Annotated in this window: 20 protein-coding genes; 11 read left to right on the top strand and 9 right to left on the bottom strand. The window is 44.7% G+C overall.

Going from position 1 to position 21,202, the window contains the following annotated elements; all coding sequences use genetic code 11:
- Complete coding sequence (locus tag ABQ275_RS11690; RefSeq protein WP_349318488.1) at positions 1-402, bottom strand: heme-binding protein; 402 nt, start codon at positions 400-402, stop codon at positions 1-3.
- Between the two features lie 190 nt (positions 403-592).
- Here ABQ275_RS11690 and ABQ275_RS11685 point away from each other — a divergent pair, with 190 nt between their 5' ends.
- Positions 593-1,495: a helix-turn-helix domain-containing protein gene (locus ABQ275_RS11685; RefSeq protein ID WP_349318487.1), complete on the top strand. Its 903-nt coding sequence runs from the start codon at positions 593-595 to the stop codon at positions 1,493-1,495.
- 138 nt (positions 1,496-1,633) lie between these two features.
- On the opposite strand, the gene ABQ275_RS11680 is transcribed toward ABQ275_RS11685, so the two are convergent.
- Positions 1,634-2,455: a hypothetical protein gene (locus tag ABQ275_RS11680; RefSeq protein WP_349318486.1), complete on the bottom strand. Its 822-nt coding sequence runs from the start codon at positions 2,453-2,455 to the stop codon at positions 1,634-1,636.
- Positions 2,456-2,823: 368 nt separating this feature from the next.
- On the opposite strand from ABQ275_RS11680, the gene ABQ275_RS11675 reads away from it, so the two are divergent.
- Positions 2,824-3,576, top strand: a complete 753-nt coding sequence (locus ABQ275_RS11675; protein ID WP_349318485.1) for a hypothetical protein — start codon at positions 2,824-2,826, stop codon at positions 3,574-3,576.
- Here the strand turns inward: ABQ275_RS11675 and ABQ275_RS11670 are convergent.
- The 3 genes from ABQ275_RS11670 to ABQ275_RS11660 form a co-directional block, all read right to left on the bottom strand.
- The gene (locus ABQ275_RS11670) at positions 3,566-4,426 is read right to left on the bottom strand and encodes an NAD(P)-dependent oxidoreductase (RefSeq protein ID WP_349318484.1); all 861 of its coding nucleotides are present in this window, start codon (positions 4,424-4,426) and stop codon (positions 3,566-3,568) included. The two genes, ABQ275_RS11675 and ABQ275_RS11670, sit on opposite strands and share 11 nt — an antisense overlap.
- A gap of 83 nt (positions 4,427-4,509) precedes the next feature.
- Positions 4,510-5,619, bottom strand: coding sequence for a hypothetical protein (locus ABQ275_RS11665; protein WP_349318483.1), 1,110 nt, complete (start codon positions 5,617-5,619; stop codon positions 4,510-4,512).
- Positions 5,620-6,246 carry an ABC transporter ATP-binding protein gene (locus tag ABQ275_RS11660; RefSeq protein WP_349318482.1) on the bottom strand — a complete coding sequence of 209 codons (627 nt, stop codon included), beginning with the start codon at positions 6,244-6,246 and terminating at the stop codon, positions 5,620-5,622.
- Positions 6,247-6,463: 217 nt separating this feature from the next.
- Between ABQ275_RS11660 and ABQ275_RS11655 the strand changes: the two genes are divergently transcribed.
- Positions 6,464-7,546: a Gfo/Idh/MocA family oxidoreductase gene (locus tag ABQ275_RS11655; protein ID WP_349318481.1), complete on the top strand. Its 1,083-nt coding sequence runs from the start codon at positions 6,464-6,466 to the stop codon at positions 7,544-7,546.
- Positions 7,547-7,617: 71 nt separating this feature from the next.
- Here the strand turns inward: ABQ275_RS11655 and ABQ275_RS11650 are convergent, their stop codons facing one another.
- Both ABQ275_RS11650 and ABQ275_RS11645 read right to left on the bottom strand, forming a co-directional pair.
- Entirely contained in the window at positions 7,618-8,412 is a 795-nt protein-coding gene (locus ABQ275_RS11650; protein WP_349318794.1) for a TlpA disulfide reductase family protein, read from the bottom strand.
- Between the two features lie 10 nt (positions 8,413-8,422).
- The gene (locus ABQ275_RS11645) at positions 8,423-9,760 is read right to left on the bottom strand and encodes a PQQ-dependent sugar dehydrogenase (protein ID WP_349318480.1); all 1,338 of its coding nucleotides are present in this window, start codon (positions 9,758-9,760) and stop codon (positions 8,423-8,425) included.
- 410 nt (positions 9,761-10,170) lie between these two features.
- Between ABQ275_RS11645 and ABQ275_RS11640 the strand changes: the two genes are divergently transcribed.
- The 3 genes from ABQ275_RS11640 to ABQ275_RS11630 all read left to right on the top strand — a co-directional run bounded on the left by ABQ275_RS11640 (position 10,171) and on the right by ABQ275_RS11630 (position 13,940).
- Positions 10,171-10,983: a DUF1080 domain-containing protein gene (locus ABQ275_RS11640; RefSeq protein WP_349318479.1), complete on the top strand. Its 813-nt coding sequence runs from the start codon at positions 10,171-10,173 to the stop codon at positions 10,981-10,983.
- Between the two features lie 126 nt (positions 10,984-11,109).
- Positions 11,110-11,898 (top strand): glycerophosphodiester phosphodiesterase family protein, encoded by a 789-nt coding sequence (locus ABQ275_RS11635; protein WP_349318478.1) that lies wholly within the window; start codon positions 11,110-11,112, stop codon positions 11,896-11,898.
- Positions 11,899-12,080: 182 nt separating this feature from the next.
- Positions 12,081-13,940, top strand: a complete 1,860-nt coding sequence (locus tag ABQ275_RS11630; protein ID WP_349318477.1) for a PQQ-binding-like beta-propeller repeat protein — start codon at positions 12,081-12,083, stop codon at positions 13,938-13,940.
- A 13-nt stretch (positions 13,941-13,953) separates the two neighbouring features.
- Here the strand turns inward: ABQ275_RS11630 and ABQ275_RS11625 are convergent, their stop codons facing one another.
- Together ABQ275_RS11625 and ABQ275_RS11620 are read right to left on the bottom strand one after the other, a co-directional pair.
- Complete coding sequence (locus ABQ275_RS11625) at positions 13,954-14,739, bottom strand: alpha/beta fold hydrolase (protein ID WP_349318476.1); 786 nt, start codon at positions 14,737-14,739, stop codon at positions 13,954-13,956.
- Between the two features lie 285 nt (positions 14,740-15,024).
- Positions 15,025-15,873 (bottom strand): SDR family oxidoreductase, encoded by an 849-nt coding sequence (locus ABQ275_RS11620; protein WP_349318475.1) that lies wholly within the window; start codon positions 15,871-15,873, stop codon positions 15,025-15,027.
- Between the two features lie 182 nt (positions 15,874-16,055).
- Between ABQ275_RS11620 and ABQ275_RS11615 the strand changes: the two genes are divergently transcribed.
- The 5 genes from ABQ275_RS11615 to ABQ275_RS11595 all read left to right on the top strand — a co-directional run bounded on the left by ABQ275_RS11615 (position 16,056) and on the right by ABQ275_RS11595 (position 21,200).
- On the top strand, positions 16,056-16,427 hold the full coding sequence (locus tag ABQ275_RS11615) for a VOC family protein (protein WP_349318474.1): 372 nt from the start codon (positions 16,056-16,058) through the stop codon (positions 16,425-16,427).
- Between the two features lie 34 nt (positions 16,428-16,461).
- Positions 16,462-17,685 carry a DUF1343 domain-containing protein gene (locus ABQ275_RS11610; protein ID WP_349318473.1) on the top strand — a complete coding sequence of 408 codons (1,224 nt, stop codon included), beginning with the start codon at positions 16,462-16,464 and terminating at the stop codon, positions 17,683-17,685.
- A 35-nt stretch (positions 17,686-17,720) separates the two neighbouring features.
- Positions 17,721-18,938 carry a hypothetical protein gene (locus ABQ275_RS11605; RefSeq protein WP_349318472.1) on the top strand — a complete coding sequence of 406 codons (1,218 nt, stop codon included), beginning with the start codon at positions 17,721-17,723 and terminating at the stop codon, positions 18,936-18,938.
- Between the two features lie 66 nt (positions 18,939-19,004).
- On the top strand, positions 19,005-20,669 hold the full coding sequence (locus ABQ275_RS11600; protein WP_349318471.1) for a hypothetical protein: 1,665 nt from the start codon (positions 19,005-19,007) through the stop codon (positions 20,667-20,669).
- Positions 20,670-20,672: 3 nt separating this feature from the next.
- Positions 20,673-21,200 carry a DUF4157 domain-containing protein gene (locus tag ABQ275_RS11595; protein ID WP_349318470.1) on the top strand — a complete coding sequence of 176 codons (528 nt, stop codon included), beginning with the start codon at positions 20,673-20,675 and terminating at the stop codon, positions 21,198-21,200.
- The last annotated feature ends 2 nt before the right edge of the window (positions 21,201-21,202 follow it).

The raw sequence follows: 21,202 nt of genomic DNA, 5'->3' as shown, positions 1-21,202 counted from the left end.
TTATTTAATAGCATCCGCACCCGCCTGTGCCACAATATGATCGTTCTCTACCAAATCGCCTGATACGCCTATTGCACCGATAATTTCCCCTTGTGCATTTTTAATCAATACACCACCGGGGAAAGTAATGAGTCCGCCATTGGAATGTTCAATATTATAGAGAGGGCCTCCCGGTTGCGATAGTTTGCCGATTTCGCCGGTAGGCATATTGAAGTACCGCGCTGTACGTGCCTTTTTCTGCGAAATATCTATGGAGCCCAACCATGCCTCATCCATGTGTGCAAATGCAATGAGGTTGGTACCTGTGTCCACCACTGCAATGTTCATCAGGGTTTTGATTTCTATGGCTTTCGCTTTGGCGGCGGCTATAACGGCTTCTGCCTGTTTTAAGGTAATATTCATAACTGGATTTTTGGGTGAAGGAATTACCAATATTAACAATACCTGAGATGGGTTTGTTGAACGATCATCTTTATTGATAGCACAATGCTATTTTTTATCTCCTTACAACTGTAATAAGCATTTTAATCAATAAATTTATAAATCAAAGGGAACTGCGATTCACGCTTTTGATCCATTATAATATTTAATAATGAACCAGGTATGCCATCTCGCTCCGATTAACCTGAGTGATACCACCTCGCTGGACACTATGGTGGAACACCGTCGTGTATTTAATCTCAGGCATTGCGAGCTGAATATCTTCGAAACACACCACCGTTGCCGCAATGTAGCACTATCCTACAACGGGCTGGTAGTATCCAGTATGATGCGGGGCAAAAAGATCATGTCCCTTTCGGGTTCGGAAGAATTCTTCTTTTTGCCGGGAGAAAGTGTGATCCTGCCGGAAGGGGTATCGATGAAAGTGGATTTTCCGGAAGCAGATGAGCGGCACCCGGTGCAATGCGCTACCCTGGCGCTTGACTGGGATATGGTAAATAAGAACCTTGCTTTCCTGAATGAACAGTATCCTAACAAGGAAATGCCCTTTGAGTGGAAACTGAATTTCAGCCAGTACCACTTCTTCAATAACAAGGAACTGGCCAGCAGTATTAATAAACTGATCAGTATCAGCATGGAAGATAGCCTGGCAAAAGATGGACTGGCCGATCTCTCCCTGAAATTCTTATTGCTACGGATTATACAAACACAGAACCTGGTGACCATTAATGATACGGCTATACCGGATCATCGGTTTACACCGGCCATCCGGTATATCAGGGAACATTTAACACAAAAGATCAGTATTGATGCATTGGCCAGAGAATCCTGTATGAGTAAATCGGTTTTTTTCCAGGCTTTTAAAGAACAGTTTGGCATTCCACCCCTGGAATATGTGCTACGGGAAAGGATTCAACAGGCGAAGCGGATAATGGCTGATTCGGAGTTGAGTATTACAGATGTATGTTATCAGGCGGGCTTTAATAACCTGAATTATTTTATCCGCTTGTTTAAGCGGCTGGAAGGCATAACCCCAGGGGAGTACAGGAGGTGAGTGTTTTAGTAGCTTTGATAAATTTCAACCTTTAACACAATTCATTTTACAGACGTACTAAAATTAAATTACCAGTTAAAACCGTTCGGCATATGGCACTACCATATGCCGAACGGTTTTAACTGGTAAAGCAGCTGTTTATTGGGCGATCACCACGTTACTGATGTACACTTTAGCATCATTATCAGCTTTCAGGGGTGCACTGATAAAGAAATATTTACGTGCATCTGCCTTGAACATCCGTGTGTCCAGTACTTTGGTTTTGTCCAGGTATACTTTCATCTGATCGTCGGTTACTACCATGGATACATGCAACTTATCGTTGGCATAACGGGTAAGGTCATAGTCGGTGTTGACATATTTATCCACGGGTCCGGCAAAACTGGTGATCTTGTCGCTATTAAAAAATTCCAGTTGTGTATGGGCGATATCACCTTCATCGAAACTGGCAACGCTATTGTTTTCTGCAAAACCAAAACTTACCGGGCTGATATCAGTAATCTTGTCACAGCTGGTAAGCAGGTCAAATTCCACGGTAAAATTTCTGGGCAGTTTATAGTTTTGCGCCAGCTTATAGGTGGCGCCATTCTGCAGTTCCAGCCAGGTACCGGCTACATCCCCTGATTTTACCAACTGGCCGCTGCCGTTGGTTTTCCAGGTATTGGGCATAGCGCCGGTACTAAATTTCTCAAAGTTACTGGCATACAATACAGAATCACCGGCTTTGAAATCGAAACCGGCGCTCATGGAAATCCGCTTCTTAGCTGTGCCCGTGTCCGCGGTTTCAGCCTTTGTATCGTCCTTACCGGAAATACTATTATCAATGGCTTCATCGGCCTTCTGTTCCAGCTTATTCTGCGCTTTCCGGATAATACCGCCCAACTGGGCATGGCTGTAATGAAATACCAGCATCAGTCCTAGCGATGCGGCAAAAGATCTGCATACAAATGAACGTGTCATAATTTAATTGCACTATTGGATTAATACAAACGGGTTAAATGTGCCTGTCCCTTGTTGCGGTTATCTGGTAAGAATATAAGTTATGGTCCTCACAACAAAACAGGTACTTCCTTGTAAAATTTATTTAATAATAGGTGCCAAAAATAAGCATAAAAATTATTATTGCCTATAGAGGAGAAATCGCGACAGCAAATCACAGGCGTAAATCAGGTATAACGGTGTACTGTATACGTTGAATTGCACTACGGGAATACCTGAATAATATTGTCAAGTAGCACCCAAAACTCCCCGGATAATCAAATAAAATGAATTGTTAATATTTATACTACACTTGCTTATGTTTTCATCCTGTCTTAGATTGAGACGAAATGGGTACCTCTAATCTTTTACTAAGGACGGCAATATTAATAATAGCAGGCTTGCTTCCCTTGCTGGTCGCCGGACAGGTGCGGATAAGCGGAACGGTGTACGAGCGTTCCGCGCGTTTCGGAATGGCCGGGGTGAGTGTGATGAGCACTTCCGGTGCCGGTGCTGTAACTGATTCTGCTGGGCGTTATAACATTAAACTGCCTTTAACGGATTCCATTAGTTTTTCTTATCAGGGAAAGGCTACCATGAAATTTCCTGTAAAAGATATTAACCTCACCAGGCCCTTTGATATGAGCCTGCATGTAGATATTAAGTTATTACCAACAGTAGAGGTATCTACATCGCGCCAGCGTAATTATCAGTTAGATTCACTGGAACACCGCAACGAATACCGGAAAGTGTTTGACTATGAAACAAATTTCCTGTCGGGTAGCAACAGTGGCGGCATGGGAGTGGGGGTTAACCTGGACATGCTGTTCAGTATGAAAAAGATCAAAAGGATGGAAGCGTTTAAAAGATTCCTGGAGCAGGATGAACGCGATAAATATGTAGACTACCGGTTTAACAAGGGCCTGGTAAGGAAAATAACAGGGCTACAACCGCCGGCGCTGGATCTCTTTATGACGCAGTACAGGCCCAGCTATGAGATGCTCCTGAGTTTTGAGAACGAATATCAATATTATAAATACATCAAGGACTGTGGCAAATCATTTGAGGATAGATGGAAAATGGAGCATCCGATTAAACTTTAGAGGAAATGCTGTCTTTCCCGATTACGGTCCAGTCATCATTGCCATGACCGTTTTTTATCCAACGGTCCATTTCCGCTGCGATAGCAGGGAGTACTGCCAGTTGAGTACCGCCTTTTGCCGCTGCCTCTATAAACAGTTGCGTGTCTTTTCTTGCCATACTCAGTTCCCATGAGGGGTTATTGTAATTGCCGGAGGTCATCCGTTGTAATCTTGCAGGAAGCGCACCACCGGGATTCCAGTTGTCAAACAGGGCGCTAAGATCGCTGACAGGAATATCCAGTGCTTTGGCGAGGGAAAGGGTATCTGCCAGGCCCGCTGTAAGACCTACCAGGAAGCTGTTGCCAAGGAGTTTCATACTGGCTGCCTTACCAACGGTATCACCGAAATTGATCACTTTGCCCGTCATTTTCGAGAGGGCCTGTTCCTGTCGGCCAATGACGGTCTGGTCGCCTGATACCAGCATATAACCCGTACTTTCCAGAGCGTTCTGCGGGCCCATGAATACAGGGGCGTGCAGGTAGGTAAATCCACGTTCCTGCCATTCCCTGGTCCTTTGTATAGCGCCATCAGTAGAAGTGGTGGTATGATCTATGATCACCGCTCCCGCTTTGAATCCTGATACTGCAGCTGCCAATATCTCATTGACGGAATGATCATCTTTCAGTGTAAGATGAATACGACCGGCGCCTTTTACAGCATCGGCTACTTCCGGAAAAGCTTTGGCGCCGTATGTTTCCAGTGCCGTTGCTTTGGAAGCGGTGCGGTTCCATACCTGTACCTGTTCGCCTTTACTGATAAGTGCTCTCACGAAATTAGCCCCGAGGTGGCCCATGCCTAAGAATGCTATCATCTTTTTTTTATACCGAAGGTAGGAAAGTTATGCCCGTCATGAAAGTCAAAAATACATGGTAATGATAGCCTATACTTCTCCCGTTATTCAAACCGGTAATAACCGATCATAAAAATGGTAACAGCTATAATAAAAAAGAGCAGGGATAAGATGGTAAGCGTAGCAAACAGCAGAAAAAGAAACTGGACGCAAGCCATCAGCAATACCATTTTAAGATATGATTTCATGCTGAACCTGCGGAGGAAAGTGATGCTGTACATCAGCAACACCAGGCTATAACTGCATAGTGCAAAGCTGATGGCATCGCTGTAATGCAGGTGTACAGGAACAAGCATGCCTATTGTAATAAATTCCGGGATCAATAAAGCAAAACAGACCAGTGCATATTGCATTCCTCTCCTTGATAAGGAAACGGATGCTCCCCGGTAAAACGCTAAATACATTTCTTCAAATTCCCTGATCCTGTACACCAGCAGGCCATTGGCAATGATTCCAAAATTGAAGAACCAGAATATGGATGCGGCATCATAGTCGGTAAGGATATTATTCCTCGCGGCCCCATAAAGTATACCACAGGTAAAGATCTTAATGCCCAGCCAGGCGATTTTTTGCTTATTGGCAACAAACTGGATCAGGATAACCGGGTAAGCTGCTGACAGTCTTGAGATCCACGCTGCCTTTTTCAATGGAAGGGTGGCTTCTCTTTGCAGATGATACAGCAGGATGAGATGCTTTACTGTGGCGGCTACACATAGCAGTAGTATATATGCGGTAACCAGCAGGGCAGAAAAATAATAATGCCGCTGCCACCCAACGAGGATAATCAATAACGCATATAAAAGGACGGGCATTAACAGGCATGCCGCTACGAAAAAGAATAACCTGAACCTTTTTGCTTTGCTCAGATGATTGAAGATATGTACAAAGGCATATTCCGGCCGGCATAATATATCAGCAACAAATGCCACGCATTTCCTGGCATATAACAACCAGAGGGTAAAGACGAGCAACAGGAAATAGCTGTTTTCCAGTATCCCTATGATCAGCGCATAATGATATTCGACTACGCCAGCCTGGTGTATGGGGCTGACGATTAAAAATAATATGGTAAAGAAAAAAAGGAAAGCGCCCGCATTCTCTCTGTAAAAGGATTTGATCAGCGCCTGGAATAGTATTTTAGCCGGATAGTTCATTTAGTTAATAACATTCCTGTTGTTGACAATAAGCGCCTTGCCGGACAGCAACAAGCGGGGATCCGGTTCCTGGTGCGAACTCATTAAAAAGGTAGTTTCACTATTTGCATGTTTTTCGAGCAGGTACGTGCATACTACTGTCAGCGTATCAGGATCGAGGGTGATCAGAGGTTCGTCAAGCACCACCAGTGGCGGGTCGCCAAGAAAAGCCAGTACCAGGGACAGCTTTTTGGTCATGCCCGCAGAATAAGTTCCGATAGTATTATTCACATAACCGTGCATGTTAAAAAGCCGGAGCAATGTCTCCGCCTCCCCAGACGGCACCTTGCGGATACTACAGTAAAGGAAGATGAGGTCCATGCCCGTCATATATGCCGGGAACAATGGTTCTGCATCTGCCCAGCTGATATTTTGCCGGTAAGCAAGTGGGTTACGCCGCAAACTGATATCTCTGTATACAATATCTCCCTCAAAAGGAATCAGCCCTGCTATCATCTTTAATAAAGTTGTCTTGCCTGAGCCATTGGCGCCTTTTACCCAAAAGAAGCCGCTTCCCAGTTGAAGAGAAGGGATTTCGAGGACTAAATGCTTATTGTAAAACTTTCTGACGTTCGTCAATTGTAGCATATAATAAATGTATTTTATTTAGCTGGAATATCGCCACAGCTGACAGCGAGGTTCCTTTTTTTAACATATCTGTAAGAAAAGCCACCCTGCGGGAGAAGTGAAACCCGCGCCAGTGGCTATTTATCTTGATAAGATAAATTTGTGCTTGCTAATCAATTGACGGGGATGTATATTGCGCGATTGAATGAAAAGTTAAACAGGAAAATATTTGTATCTCATGTCTGATATAGTAAAACCATTGCGCGTATTAATAGTTGGCTGTGGTAATATGGGTGCTTCCCATGCAACCGCTTACCATGCTATGGAAGGATTTGAAATCTGTGGAATTGTTTCAACCGGAGCAAGTAAACAGGTCTTAAACGACAAATTGGGTGGAGGATATGCCTTGTACGGTAATTATGAGGAAGCATTGGCTGCCACCAAGCCGGATGCAGTATGTATCTCCACTTATCCGGATACACATGAAAACTTTGCGGTTGCAGCACTGGAAAGTGGATGTCATGTATTTATAGAGAAGCCGCTTGCCGCCTCAGTAGCGGGAGCAGAGCGTGTAGCTGCTGCTGCACGGAAGGCCGGAAAGAAACTCGTAGTGGGTTATATTTTGCGGCATCACCCTTCCTGGGCGAAGTTTGTAGAACTGGCGCAGGAACTGGGTAAGCCATTGGTAATGCGTATGAACCTCAATCAACAGAGCCAGGGTGGCATGTGGACGGTACACCGCAACCTCATGCAAAGCCTGAGCCCTATCGTGGATTGTGGGGTGCATTATATAGATGTGATGTGCCAGATGACCAGGTCGAAACCGGTGCAGGTAAGTGCTATCGGCGCCAGGCTGACAGAAGATATCCCTGCGGGTAACTATAACTACGGCCAGTTACAGATCCGTTTTGAAGATGGATCAGTGGGTTGGTATGAAGCTGGCTGGGGTCCCATGATGAGCCAAACCGCCTTTTTTGTGAAAGATGTGATCGGTCCGAAAGGCTCCGTATCCATTGTAGCGAAAGACTCTGGCGGCGAAGGAAAGTCAGACAGTATAGAGGCGCACAGCAAAACGGAGTCGCTGCGCTTTCACCATGCCGAACTGGACAAGAATGAAAAATTCGCTAGGGAAGATGCCTGGATTAATACGGAAGATGAACCTGACCACCAGGGACTATGTGACCGCGAACAACAATATTTCCTGAATGCTATTCAGCAGGACGTTGATCTGACAGACCATGTTCAGGATGCCGTAAACAGCCTGCGGATCGCTTTCGCATGCGATGAATCTGTACGTACCGGTAAGGTGGTACTCCTGTAATTGATTAAAAACTATCGTTAATAAGAATGCGCTTCCATTGACCGGAAGCGCATTCTTATTAACGATAGTTTTTAATCGTTTTTTATAGCCGCTTCCTGCAAGGCTACTGCCAGTTCTGCTGCACTGCTGGTCACTTTTGAGATCAATCCTTGTTTATTGATGATAAAATGAGTTGGATAAGCTTTTATTTTCAGCTCCTCACTCATATACGTTTCCATGTTAGGGACCACGACATAGTTAAACGTTTTTTTTTGTAGGAAACTGGTCAGATCCTCCGCCGAATCATTGGCCAGGCTTACAAAAACAATATCCTTGCGGGCGCTGTACTGTTGCACCAATTCGTTGAGCTGCGGCATTTCCTGTATACAAACCGTACATCTGATAAACCAACACTTCAACACCACAATTTTCCCTTTCGTGGTTGCTTCATTATATACATTGCCATTCAGGTCTACATAATTAAATCCCGGCAATTTTTGTCCTTCTCTCTTATAAAAGTTATAATAGGTTTCTCCGATGTAATATTTAAGCATACTGCGTATATCGGTATCAGCATACTCAGGGACTTTATACAGTTTATAGTTATTGGATGAATCCCTGGTGCTAAGGCGTAAGGGGAGATACTCCCCCGATGTTAGCTGTTTTAAAAATTCTTCTCTGCTGATCTTATGCAATGCGGTATCATATGCATTATAGCTTTCCGATAACCTTAAATAATCCCTGATATAATAGGATAAGCTCGTTGTACCCTGTAGTATTTTTTCCGGAACTACCATTGGATCACCAATAGTAGAACTTTGCGAACAGGAGCAGCAACAGACGAACGAAAATAGTGATATGCCAACAAACAAGGTTTTTATGTGCATCACCTTTTTATTACTTTTTATAAGTGATTCTGTAAATCGTTCCCATTTTATCATCAGAGACGTAAAGAGATCCATCGGGTCCCTGGGCGAGGCCGCAAGGGCGATGTGCCGCATCACCAGGGGCGGCAATATTTTCTCTACCGGCAAAACCTTTCGCAAAAACTTCCCACTTGCCTGAAGGTACACCGTTTTGAAAAGGAACAAAAGCAACCATGAACCCGGCCTGGGGTTCCGGCGCCCGGTTCCAGGAGCCATGGAATGCGATGAATGCCCCGTTCTTATAGTGTTCCGGGAACATATCACCGGTATAGAACAAGAGTCCGTTTGGAGCAAGATGTCCGGGGAAAGTCGCCACCGGATTTTCGTATTTGTCAGTCACTTCCTTCTTTCCGTCTCCGCCATATTCGGGCATTACCATCTTCTTTTCCTGGAACTGATCATAATAAATATATGGCCAGCCGCAGTCTGATCCTTCGGACAGTTTATACATTGTTTCTGCCGGTAGTTCAGCGGCTTGTTTTACATCATACAGCTCTGGGAAGAAGTCGTGGAGATTATCTCTTCCATGTTGCATCACATACAGGGCATTTGTTTGCTGATTCCAGTCGAGGCCCACTACATTCCGCAAGCCGGTCGCATACCGTTTGCCGGTGCCATATCCCTGGTGCATGGCGTCCGCTTTGAACTGCCAGATTCCGCCGGCAGAATCCAGGATAGGACATGGCTGCATACCCGGAGAGCCTTTTGTGCGGTCCTTTTCCTGGCATGCATTGGAATAAGCGCCTATATTAACATAAATATTTCCGTTGTTATCCAGGGTCAGTGATTTGGAGTTGTGCTGCCCGCGGTCAATCAGTCCGCTTACCAATGTATCGGGGTGTAGCGGGTCTGTTACCTGTTGCTTCGCATCCAGTTTATACCTGAAAACCGTTGTATTGGAAGAAGCATACAGGAAATCGTTTTTAATGGCAATCCCGGTGCCGCCGTAGTCAGCAAAGCTGCTGCGGCCATCGGCTCTGCCATCGCCGTCTTTATCTGTCAATACCACGATGCCTTTACCCTGCCTGGGTTCTTCCAGTTTTATAAAAATATCTCCATTTTTATTGACAGCAATATGCCGCGCATTACCGGTACTGTCTGCAACTTTCAGGGCAGCAAAACCGGTGGGTAGTACAAGCCCTACATTGTCGGCATCAGCGGCAAGGGTAGGTGTGTGGGTAGCTGGATTATTGGTGCAGCTGTTCAACTGCAGCAGGGCCAGGGTGGCGGGAATAAAAAGATAGCAGCGTATCTTTTTATAGGTCTTTCTGTTATCCCCTGACTGAATTTGCGATGAGCCTGTTTTCATATTAAATTGTTTTAAAAACAATACTGAAGTGAAGCCGGATAGCGTATGAGCGTACTACAAAAAATACGAATAAAAACAGGAAAAACCATAATTATTTGGCCTAACGGATGTTGTTATTCTGTGAATGATGGCTGTTTGTACCGGGTGGTTTGCATGATTAATAATTTGTGTTCCGGGGTATAAAGCCCCACCGTGAGGATACATCTCCGGCCATTGTGCATCCCTGAAATACAGGCCCGGGGCTAAAGTCACCGGGCACAATATGCCCGGCATTCATGCCACAAAAGATTTAATATACGCCCCCGGCACACCAATATTTTCACCACATCAATTATAAGTCATTAATGTCCCTTTTTTCTTTATATTAAGCAGCTATTTTAAACTGATTTAATTCCACAACTGCCTTTTTTATGATAAAAAGTTATTTTTCCCGGAAGCTGATGATCGGACTGATCCTGATATCTGCCAGCTATACATCCTGTTCCAATGCATCCCAACATGATAAGCAACCAACATGGGTTTCTCTTTTTAATGGTACAGATATTAATGATTGGATCGTTAAAATACATCATCATGAAGTAGGGGAGAATTTTGGCAATACTTTCCGGGTGGAGGACAGTATCATTAAAGTGCGTTATGATCAGTATGGAGATTTTAACAACCAGTACGGACACTTATATTATAAGCAGCCATTTTCGCATTATCATCTGAAGTTCGAATACCGGTTTGTAGGCAAGTGGTGTCCTACCGCGCCGGAATATACCTTTCTCAACAGCGGCGTGATGTTTCACTCCCAGGACCCGCGCACCATGCCGAAGGAGCAGGATTGGCCTATTTCCGTGGAAATGCAGCTGTTAGCCGGCTTAGGCGATGGCAAGCCGCGGCCTACCGGTAACATGTGCTCACCGGGTACAAATGTGGTGTACAAAGGAAGACTGGAACCGGATCATTGTCTTGAATCATCTTCTAAAACTTATGATGGAGAGCAATGGGTACGGGGAGAATTGATTGTGCTGGGTGATTCGCTGGTTACGCATATTATTAACGGAGATACCGTATTGCAATATTCCAAACCACAGATTGGTGGTGGGGTGGTAAATAACTATGATCCGGCCATTAAGGTAGATGGTAAATTGCTTTCAGCAGGTTTTATTGCCTTGCAGAGTGAAGGCCAGGAAGTTGATTTCAGGAAAATAGAAATAATGGACCTGGATAGGCATTAAAAAAAATAGCGCAATGGTAGTCACTTTCCATCCATCCCTGTATATATCCGTACAAGGTAGTTTGGTGTATGTAAAGTGGAAAAACGTTACTATTATTACAGCTATTATTTATTAAACTGATAAAATATGAAGTTGCAGTTGAAAAGTCTGGCGCTCTTTGCCATGCTGTTTATTTGTTCGAATGTTATAATGGCGCAAAAGAATTTTACAACAAAAGTTATTGCCCATAGGGGTGCGTGGAAAGCGCAGCATTTACCGGAAAATTCCCTGGCATCACTCAGGCATGCCGGAGAAATAGGCTGTTATGGTTCCGAGTTCGATATTCATATTACCAAAGATGATATAATAGTCGTGAATCATGATAATGAGTATTATGGTCTTACAATTGCCACTTCTACTTACCAGGAGCTGCTCGCTAAAAAACATTCAAATGGTGAATCTATTCCTACACTGGAAGAATACCTGAAGGAAGGGATGAAGCATAAGAAAACCCGTTTGGTTTGTGAAATTAAAACTTCCACAGGCGGCAAAGAAAGAACAAAGAAACTGGTAGAAATGACCGTGGCCATTGTAAAAAAGGCTAAGGCAAGGAAGCAGGTAGATTATATCACCTTTGATCTCGAAGGAGGAAAGCTCCTGGCTAAACTGGCCCCCAAAAATGAGGTGGCTTATCTGACCGGTGACCTGACCCCCGCTGAAGCCAAAGCTGCCGGGTTTAATGGTATTGACTATCACTATAACGTATACGTTAAAAACCCAGGCTGGATTGAAGAAGCAAAGAAACTGGGTCTTTCTGTGAATGTATGGACCGTCAACACGGAGGATATCATGCAAAAATTTATCCAGCAAAAGGTTGATTTCATTACAACCAATGAACCTGAACTTTTATTCAGCGAACTGAAAGCAACACTGTAAAGTTGACTGCTATCTCCTGCTGCATTTTCTGATACCAGGAAATGATGTCAGGGAGATAAAATAAATTTCAAACAAAAGGGTACCTGAACGGGTACCCTTTTATATTTCAGGGCTATGTGCAGATTCTTATGTTATCTTGTTCAATATTTATATTTTAGCCAGAAATAATTAAAAATCAAAGGATGAAATTTTGTTTCAGGTTGTTTGTTTGGATAATCATGCTGGCAGGCATATTACCGGCAGCAAAGGCACAAACAGCGTTTAAATTTGCGTTGGTAACTGATATTCACGTGGGTAGCAATAATGCGCTGGAAGACCTGCAACGCACAGTTGCGGATATTAACAGTAATCCTGACCTGGCTTTTGTGGTTATTTCAGGAGATATTACAGAGTTTGGCACAGATGCAGAGCTGCAACTGGCGAAAACAGTACTCGACAGCCTGCATAAGCCCTGGCATATTATCCCGGGAAATCATGATACCAAATGGTCTGAAAGCGGCGGCAATACTTTCCGCAAAGTATTCGGCAGCGAAACTTTTTCTTTTAAGTACGGTGGTTTCCGGTTTATCGGAACCAACTGTGGGCCTAATATGCGCATGGGTCCGGGACAGGTGCCGCGTGAGAATATTGTATGGCTGGACGGCATACTGAAAGAAAAAGATACCATTACACCGGTCATTTATATCAATCATTATCCGCAGAACGCGGATCTGAACAACTGGTATGAAGCCATCGACCGCCTGAAACAGCATAACATCCAGTTGATCCTCTGTGGCCACGGACATGCCAATCATACTTTTAATTTTGAAAATATTCCGGGCATTATGGGGCGCTCGAACCTTCGTGCAAAGGACAGCATAGGCGGTTATAACATTATTACCATAGCAGGCAGGAAAGCCGTTTTTGAAGAAAGAACACCTGTGGTGGGGAAGAACAGGCAATGGGCGGAAATACCCTTGCAAAGCCATGCGGCAAAGTATGACAGCATCCCATTCCCCCGGCCTTCCTATGCCATGAATGATTCTTTTCCGGGCGTAAAAATAAAATGGCAATACCAGGATAACAATGATATCGGCTCCGGTATGGCCATCTATAAAGATCTGATCATCTCTACCAATACCGCCGGTGAAGTATATGCATTGCAAAAAGGGAGCGGGAAAAAGAAATGGACTTTCCGCAGCGGTGGTAAAATATACGCCACGCCAGCGGTCTATGAACAGAAAGTGATCGTGGCATCTTCAGATCATTTTATTTACTGTCTCAATGCCGCTAACGGAAAACAGCTTTGGCGTTTTGCCACGGAGAAGCCGGTGGTGGCAAGTGCGCGGGTCACTAACGGTATCGCCTATATAGGCGCTTCTGACGGGCATTTCAGGGCAATATCGATCAATACCGGTAAACTGTTATGGGACTTCGCTGGTGTAAATGGATTTGTGGAAGACAAACCACTCTATTACCAGGGGAATATTTATTTCGGTAGCTGGGGCAATGATTTTTATGCGCTGGATGCTGCTACAGGTACTTTGAAATGGAAATGGAATAACGGCACCACCAACAGGATGTTTTCACCGGCTGCGTGTTTGCCGGTAGCGGCGCATAACAGGGTGTTTATTGTGGCGCCAGACAGGTATATGACGGCTTTTAACAGCGCCACCGGCGCCGTGATCTGGCGTAAATCAATACCGGATGTGCGGATGCGGGAATCACTGGGACAGTCGGCCGATAGCAGCCAGCTCTTTATAAAAACCATGGATGGCCAGCTATACGGCGTATCCGCTACTGCTGACAGCCTTCAGCTGATGTGGCGTTCCGCCATTGAAATGGGTTATGAACTGAATCCTGCATCACCGGTAGAACAGGGAAATGTGATATTCGTACCTACGCATGCAGGTGTGGTATATGCGGTTAACCGGAATGACTATACGCTGTTATGGAAATTTAAGTTGTCCAATTGCCTGGTGAACGCCGTATTACCGGCAGACAATAACCAGGTATTCATCAGTACCATGGACGGAAAACTGGCTTGTATCCAGTATAAATAACAACCGTGTCCGGTCAGTTTTGATCAATCCAATCAGCAATATAGGCTGCATCTTCCGGCCATGTTCGTTGTCCGGTTACAAAATGATTGCGGCCGGCAAATACTTTATAGGTAGTTACAGACCCATTTTGCTGTGAATACTTTTTGAAATTTGCATAATTGACAGCTGCCGGCATGATATGATCGGTATCGCCAGCCAGCAGGAGTAAAGGAGCATGTGGTTTTTTGAAGTCAACTTTTGCGGCACTCGTCAGGCCATCCCTGGAGATGAGTTTGGATTCCGGTATCGTAAACAGCTCATAGGCTTTGCGTTGTTCATCCAGCGGCATACCGTTAGTAAAGGCGTATTGCCACTGTTCAAACGACATCAGGAAAGATTTTTTAGCATCTGTGAACAGGCCCAGTGGTCCCCAGGTAGCTTTGAAGAAAGAGAAACTGAGCGGGATGATACCCAGTGGCGGTACAGAATGAATGGCAACACCGGCAGCAGCAAGGTTGCGCTGCAACAGCAGCTGCGTTAATAATCCCCCCATGGAATGCCCAATGAGTATAGGTTTTTCAGGTAGATCTTTAATGAAGTCTTCAAAATAAGCTGTTAGCTGCGCGAGACGTATAGACGCTATAGCTGCATCCGGTTGCCTGCTGCGTAATACCTGTGCAGGGGCATCTTTAAACGGCCATGCTGGCGCAAAAACGGTATACCCTTTGTTTTCAAAATACACCTTCCAGGGATCCCAGCTACTGTTGTGTACGAAGCAACCGGTAATAAATAAGACAGTTTTTGATTGAATGCTCTTCATTGTGTGTTTGTTTTATTATCAGAAAAAAATGTAGACTGTTTGAATACAGCACAAATTCCGATACACCACTTGAAAAACGTTAATCCGGTTTTATAACCGTGATAATTGTTGAAATAGTTTGGTGAGATGATGAAGGTGGATGGATCGCGTTTGTTGCATCCCCACTGGCTGATGTATAATAGTTACAGGGGTTTTGATTGACAGATTTCTACTAAGTTACTACTATCTGACGGGCTGTAAAAAAAAGATATTTTTTAGAAATTACTGCTATGCTATCGCAGTTGTTCAGGGTTGTTGCTGACTGAAATATTCTTTTAGGGTATGTTGTCCAAATGGGGGCGCTATCATATCCATGGAGATCACCGTCAGGGCAAATTCAACAGGGCCATAGGTTTTGCTGCTGGTAAACAATCTTAACAGGGAAAGGATCAAACGTCTTATCCAATGCGGGATATACGCGATTTTTACTTTCTTATGCAATACAGTAAACGCAATATGCGCTATTTCATGTTGGGTTAGAATCTCCCGTCCGCCTGCTTCAATTTCCAATGCCGGCTCCTGGATCGCGGCAACGCATACATTCGCCAGGTCTGCGCCATGGATAGGATTCATTTTTGCAGTACCTTTCCCGAATAAGTATACAGTCCCTTTTTTAGCCATGTCCAGGTATGCCGTCATGTCTGAGAAAAAGCCGGTAGGGCGGATAATACAATAATCCAATCCTGATTTTTTCAGCGCCTCAACAAACCTTTCTTTGGCAGCACAGATTTTTAAGTCGCGGAGTTCCGGTCCATGCAAAACAGCCACATAAATAAACTTTTTCACTCCGCTTTGCTGCGCTTCCTGCAACAGGTTGAGGTTTGCCTGGTAGTCTACATCCATATAGGTAAGGTGATCCTTTTGCCGGGTAATGCCTACGGAAGAAATGACTACATCTATATTATTGCAGCAACCGCGGATGGATGCCGGGGCTGTTATTGCGGCTTCTTTAACGGTAATCGCGGCGGGATCAATCACTTTAAGTGCGGCCTTGTTTCTCACCAGCACTGTGGTGGCATAGCCTTGCTTTACCAGCTCCTGAAGTATAAAATTGCCGAGGTAGCCGGTAGCTCCGGCTAATAGGATTCTTTTCACTTGTTGTCATTTAAAAATACAGCCGCCATTTCTGCTGTCAAATATAATATAAATCATACCGTACTCGTAGCAGCGCCGGCCGTTGATCTTCATCGCCGGTTTTGAAATGCTACGCATTTATTGAATTTATAGTAACTTAATGATGTTAAAAAGACACACGACCGGGATTAAAAAAAATGACTATGCTAAGGACAGAAGTAATTATTGGCGTAAAAGATGTTAAAAAAAGCAGTGAATGGTATCGGCAGCTGTTAAACTGTATAAGTAAACATGGCGGCGATACATTTGAAATTTTGGCGGATGAAGATGATACAGTCATTTTATGTTTGCATAAATGGGGGGAACACGATCATCCAACAATGACGGATACACGGGTACAACCAGGTAACGGCCTTATTCTATATTTCCGGGTGAGTGAACTGGACAAAATCTGGGAAAATGCAAAGCGTTTAAATGTACATGTTGAAGCGCCGCCGCATTTAAATACCAATTCAGGGCAACAGGAATTTTCTTTGAGAGATATGGATGGTTACTATATTACCATTTCTTTGTAAAAGATATTAATTTACAACCTAACATACAGGTACTATGAGACTGCTATTTGCAATCACGTTTATATTATTTATTTCAACGCCATCTGTAAGCTTCGGGCACCTGGAACATGTTGGAGAGCGCAGTTTCCACAAGAAACCCATATTGACCGGTGCCGACCAGGTGGCGGCATACCTGCCTTATTTAAAAGGTAAAAGGGTGGGGATGCTGGTGAACCAAACTTCTATCATTGGCAATAAATTGAGTGTAGATAGTTTGCGTACACTGGGCGTGGATATTAAAATAATTTTCGGGCCTGAACACGGATTCCGCTCAAATGCCAGCAACGGCGCCAAAGTGGTCGACGAGATAGACGCTGAAACAGGCATACCCATCATCTCATTATATGGTCAGAAAAGAAAGCCTTCCAAAAAAGATATGGATGCTATTGACATCATGATCTTCGACATCCAGGATGTGGGTTGCCGCTTCTTTACAAATATCAACACGCTCTATGATGTAATGGAAGCCTGTACAGAGTTTGGAAAAACGTTAATCATTCTGGATCGCCCCGATCCGAATGGGTTTGTGGATGGGCCGATATTGGATATGAAGCTTAAATCAGGCATCGGCAAGTTTCCCATCCCTATTACCCACGGTATGACAATCGGTGAATTTGCGCAGATGATAAATGGAGAAGGATGGCTTCCCGGAAAAGCGAAATGCCCGATCAAAGTTATCCCGGTAAAAAACTATTCCCATGATATGGATTATACGTTACCGGTACACGTCTCTCCAAATCTGAATACCCAGCAATCCGTTTTACTTTATCCGTCGCTATGTTTATTTGAAGGTACTATTATCAGCCAGGGCAGGGGCACATACATGCCTTTTACTGTTTTAGGCAACCCTGATTTAAAAGGTCTCTATAAATTCTCCTTTACACCCGTAAGCATACCGGGCAAGTCGGAAGCGCCTTTGCATCAGAACAAGGTTTGCTACGGACTGGATCTGAGAAATTATAACACGGCCGGTATCCGCAAAGCCGGAAAAATTAATATTCAATGGATGATGGAGATGTATAAAGCTTATCCATTCAAAGAAAAATTCTTTGATTCCAGGCAAAGCAAAGCAATGGGAGATATCAACAAACTGGCAGGAACTACTTTGTTTAAAGAACAGATCATAGCAGGTAAGAGTGAAGTAGAAATCCGTAAGAGCTGGGAACCGGGATTAAGTGAATATAAACAGATGCGGAAGCAGTATTTGTTGTATCCTTAAGCACAGAAAAATACCTGTAAACACCCCTATTTCTTATGCAACCCTCACAACACGCATCCGGACAAAAAACAGCTGCTATAGCTTCTAAAGCTACGGCCAACGACATGGAAAGCCGCAACGGTATTAGTATGCCGGCTCCTGTTCAGCGGGTGAAGATCAAGTTGAAAAATGAAGACAAACATTTGCTGGACAAGCTGCGTGATGTGCCGGTTGTCAATGCCGGTGGTCAAACCTTAAATGATCCTTCAGGTGTGGGGACTTTGCATGAGATCGGAATCGATGAGAATATCATCTTTGAAGGTCATGGTTATTACGATAATCCTTTCTGGGGTGAGAAGAAGGTCGTGGAGCAGGGAGGGATACCACCGGACAAACTGGCGAAACTGGCGCGGGATGTACCAAAGCCAAAGAACTGGACAGGGCATATTATTTTGCTGGGCTGTACTACCGGGGATATTACTGAACAGGTTTCCATTGAATATTACAAGCTCACAAAATCGGCTGTAAAAGTAATTGGTACGCAGAAAAATATCAAGGTGGGTACAGGCTGGGATGATGTGAGCTTTGTAGGAACAGATTGGGAAGCCTATCCTGGAAAGACACCACCTGCCGATCTGGCTTTTGTGCGCGAATTGCTGGCCGTTACAAGGGCTTTCTGGCCGAGGGTAATGGAATTGATAGCGGTTATCTCGCAGCTGAATGAACTAAAGGAAAACATTAAAGTTTATTTAGCGACAGAGGTGCGTGATAAAAAGATATTTGAAGATAGCGGCTTCCGGCGTGATTTCAAAACGACAACGAGCAATGTTACCACCCTTTTTGCACAGGCAGAAAACATAATAAAGATAGATGTTACCAGCAGAAATCACCAGGTGGGTGGTAAGCAGTATGGTTATAATGAACGTAAGCAATTACATGACTGGATGGTGGATACAATGGATGAACTCAGGAAGATCACCTGTTTTACAATGCCCGACCAGGTGCTCTTTTCAATTAATATAGCAAAGGGAAATATAGATGATAGAGGCGTGGCGATTACGGCTTACCTGGACCTGGCAAAACAGGTGGATGATGCCAGTAATGCCGTGGATATCCTCGTCGCGCAGGGAAGCCCCGTGTGGCACAAGCTTCTCAGCTATTTTTTAGGTTTGGGCCTGAAAAAAATTGATCTTGCTAATCCTGCTGAAGCTGTACATAAGAAAAAAGGTCCGCAGGAAAGTTTTTGGGGTACTAAATGGATTGACGTAACTTGAGTATAGTAAATCCTCCCCTCAGGGATTATCTTATTTAAATAGTTTTTTGATACTATCCGCTTATTTATGCAACCACGCAGCCCTTCAAAAGAACCTAACCGCCGGGTAGATGTTTCTGCCGCCAATCATGCAGGAACAAACGGTGTCGCTATCCAGTTAAAAGGAGGCTTATTGCCTACCAGTGCAGCCATGACGGCCATCTCTTCCAAAGGGTTGTTAACAGCCGTTATCAGTAATACAAAAACTTATGAAGATATCGTTGACAGCGTAGCTGAATACCATAGTAATGCATTACCCGCTACAGAGTACGGCCGGCAATTGGTGAAGCTGCAAAGTATAGATCAGCAGATCAGTACCTGGGAAGGAAAACATGGACCAGTGACCCAGGCGGTAGTACCGCGGGCTTTGCTGGGACTAAGTGATACGGATAAACGAAGACAGGTACTCTCCAATATGCGGCAACAGGTAGTACTGGAAAGTCAGGCTGTAAAAGATCAGGGACACCTGGCCGCCACTGCTGAGCACCAGGCAGACCGCGCTGCGCTGACACAACACGTGACTGATGCCCTGGGCACCAATGACCGGCGACTGAGAAATTCAGCGGAATGGATTCTCACCGCTCATAAAACACAGTTGTTTGCTATTACGCCCACAGGTGATTCATATGCCCGTCTGCTCAGGGCCGGAAAAGATCCAGCGAAAGACGAAGCCTTTTTCCCACCCGGAACGGGAGGCGCTGGTGACATCACTGCTGCGGCACTTACTTACAACAAAAATGATCTTACTGATAACAGTAATATTAATTTATATAATAATGGTAAAATAACCGGTGGGTGGAATAATCCCGGATACGTAGCCGTTACCAAAGCTTCATCAAAATCCAGAGACGCCATATGGGAAGTTATCCGACATGAGGTGCAGCATGATGCTGATAAACATAAAGGCAGAGAAGCATTTGCTGGTCTCCGCCAGACCGGAGAGGCTTTTGATACACTTGGCATCACCCACAAAGATATTGACGACATGGTTGCTGGTGGGGCACAACAACTTGCTACCTATCAGCAGTTGATGCTTTCACTGGGAGGGAAACCGCAGGTGCTGGCTGCCGTGAATGCTGCAAAGGTGGAGGGAGCCAGGGCGATGGCAGAAGTTAACCTTTCCAAGTATAAAACAGAATATCGTGCTTATTCTTACCAGGAAGGAGATATGCCCGGTGCCTATGCTGCCCTTGATAACAGCGTACAAAACAGACCATACGGAGCGCATAATTTTTCAGAACGGCAACTGGCCATCTTCCGGCATATTTATGATGGCTATGGTCATACTAAAAAAGGCTGGGATGAAAATGTAACACTGGCCAGCGGAGTCACCTTCCAGCAGGCAGTAGTCAATTACTGGAACCCGGATAATGAAGGGGCGAATAAATACAATTCTGCCCGTATAGATGATTTTTACCTGGCATTGGATCAGCTGGGAGCAAAAGAAGCACTTACAGGTACAGAAACTAAACACAACCTTGATGCGGCACCTGTTAGCGCAGCTGGTAAAGAACATGATGTTGCCAGCGTGGGCGTGGTCGCTTTAATGAATGTTGCGGCCCAACTCACCAAAGAAGATGCAAATTACCTGCTGCACGAATCACCGCTTTATACGAATAAAATCAACAGCCACCTGGATGATCCTGCCAAACAACAGGTAATAGCCAGGATCACTCAAATTGCTAATTCCTGATTTATGTTTGATACATCCAAAGAACACAAAAGTACAGCACAACGATCCGCTCAGGACCGTGATGGTGCCAATGGGATTGCCATCCAGGCGCCCATACAGCAAAAGCCGGAAGAAGAACTGCAAGCCAAATCCGCGATGCAGTTAAAATCAATGGAAGAAGAACAACTTCCCCTGCAAGGAAAATTTGTAGTGCAACGTGCAAAAAATGAAGGAATGCCTGACCAGCTGCAAAGCGGGATCGCCCATCTTTCCGGCATGGATATCTCCAATGTAAACGTGCACTATAACTCCGCCAAACCCGCGCAGCTCAATGCCTATGCGTATGCACAAGGCAATGATATCCACCTGGGACCCGGCCAGGAAAAGCACCTGCCGCACGAAGCGTGGCATGTGGTACAGCAACGGCAGGGAAGGGTACAGCCTACCATGCAAATGAAACAGGGCGTACCGGTAAATGATGACCCGGGCCTGGAACAGGAAGCGGACAACATGGGCGCACAGGCCATGAACGTGAGTAATATCAAGGAATGATA

Origin of the sequence: Chitinophaga sp. MM2321, from assembly GCF_964033635.1 — a bacterium.
Taxonomy (GTDB): domain Bacteria; phylum Bacteroidota; class Bacteroidia; order Chitinophagales; family Chitinophagaceae; genus Chitinophaga.
The sequence above is the reverse complement of the archived record's forward strand: the minus strand, read 5'-3'. Positions and strand labels throughout refer to the sequence as shown.

Excerpts from the sequence above, each read along its gene's own strand:
- ABQ275_RS11690 (WP_349318488.1), bottom strand. The coding sequence starts at position 402 with ATGAATATTACCTTAAAACAGGCAGAAGCCGTTATAGCCGCCGCCAAA.
- ABQ275_RS11685 (WP_349318487.1), top strand. The coding sequence starts at position 593 with ATGAACCAGGTATGCCATCTCGCTCCGATTAACCTGAGTGATACCACC.
- ABQ275_RS11680 (WP_349318486.1), bottom strand. The coding sequence starts at position 2,455 with ATGACACGTTCATTTGTATGCAGATCTTTTGCCGCATCGCTAGGACTG.
- ABQ275_RS11675 (WP_349318485.1), top strand. The coding sequence starts at position 2,824 with ATGGGTACCTCTAATCTTTTACTAAGGACGGCAATATTAATAATAGCA.
- ABQ275_RS11670 (WP_349318484.1), bottom strand. The coding sequence starts at position 4,426 with ATGATAGCATTCTTAGGCATGGGCCACCTCGGGGCTAATTTCGTGAGA.
- ABQ275_RS11665 (WP_349318483.1), bottom strand. The coding sequence starts at position 5,619 with ATGAACTATCCGGCTAAAATACTATTCCAGGCGCTGATCAAATCCTTT.
- ABQ275_RS11660 (WP_349318482.1), bottom strand. The coding sequence starts at position 6,246 with ATGCTACAATTGACGAACGTCAGAAAGTTTTACAATAAGCATTTAGTC.
- ABQ275_RS11655 (WP_349318481.1), top strand. The coding sequence starts at position 6,464 with ATGTCTGATATAGTAAAACCATTGCGCGTATTAATAGTTGGCTGTGGT.
- ABQ275_RS11650 (WP_349318794.1), bottom strand. The coding sequence starts at position 8,412 with ATGCACATAAAAACCTTGTTTGTTGGCATATCACTATTTTCGTTCGTC.
- ABQ275_RS11645 (WP_349318480.1), bottom strand. The coding sequence starts at position 9,760 with ATGAAAACAGGCTCATCGCAAATTCAGTCAGGGGATAACAGAAAGACC.
- ABQ275_RS11640 (WP_349318479.1), top strand. The coding sequence starts at position 10,171 with ATGATAAAAAGTTATTTTTCCCGGAAGCTGATGATCGGACTGATCCTG.
- ABQ275_RS11635 (WP_349318478.1), top strand. The coding sequence starts at position 11,110 with ATGAAGTTGCAGTTGAAAAGTCTGGCGCTCTTTGCCATGCTGTTTATT.
- ABQ275_RS11630 (WP_349318477.1), top strand. The coding sequence starts at position 12,081 with ATGAAATTTTGTTTCAGGTTGTTTGTTTGGATAATCATGCTGGCAGGC.
- ABQ275_RS11625 (WP_349318476.1), bottom strand. The coding sequence starts at position 14,739 with ATGAAGAGCATTCAATCAAAAACTGTCTTATTTATTACCGGTTGCTTC.
- ABQ275_RS11615 (WP_349318474.1), top strand. The coding sequence starts at position 16,056 with ATGCTAAGGACAGAAGTAATTATTGGCGTAAAAGATGTTAAAAAAAGC.
- ABQ275_RS11610 (WP_349318473.1), top strand. The coding sequence starts at position 16,462 with ATGAGACTGCTATTTGCAATCACGTTTATATTATTTATTTCAACGCCA.
- ABQ275_RS11605 (WP_349318472.1), top strand. The coding sequence starts at position 17,721 with ATGCAACCCTCACAACACGCATCCGGACAAAAAACAGCTGCTATAGCT.
- ABQ275_RS11600 (WP_349318471.1), top strand. The coding sequence starts at position 19,005 with ATGCAACCACGCAGCCCTTCAAAAGAACCTAACCGCCGGGTAGATGTT.
- ABQ275_RS11595 (WP_349318470.1), top strand. The coding sequence starts at position 20,673 with ATGTTTGATACATCCAAAGAACACAAAAGTACAGCACAACGATCCGCT.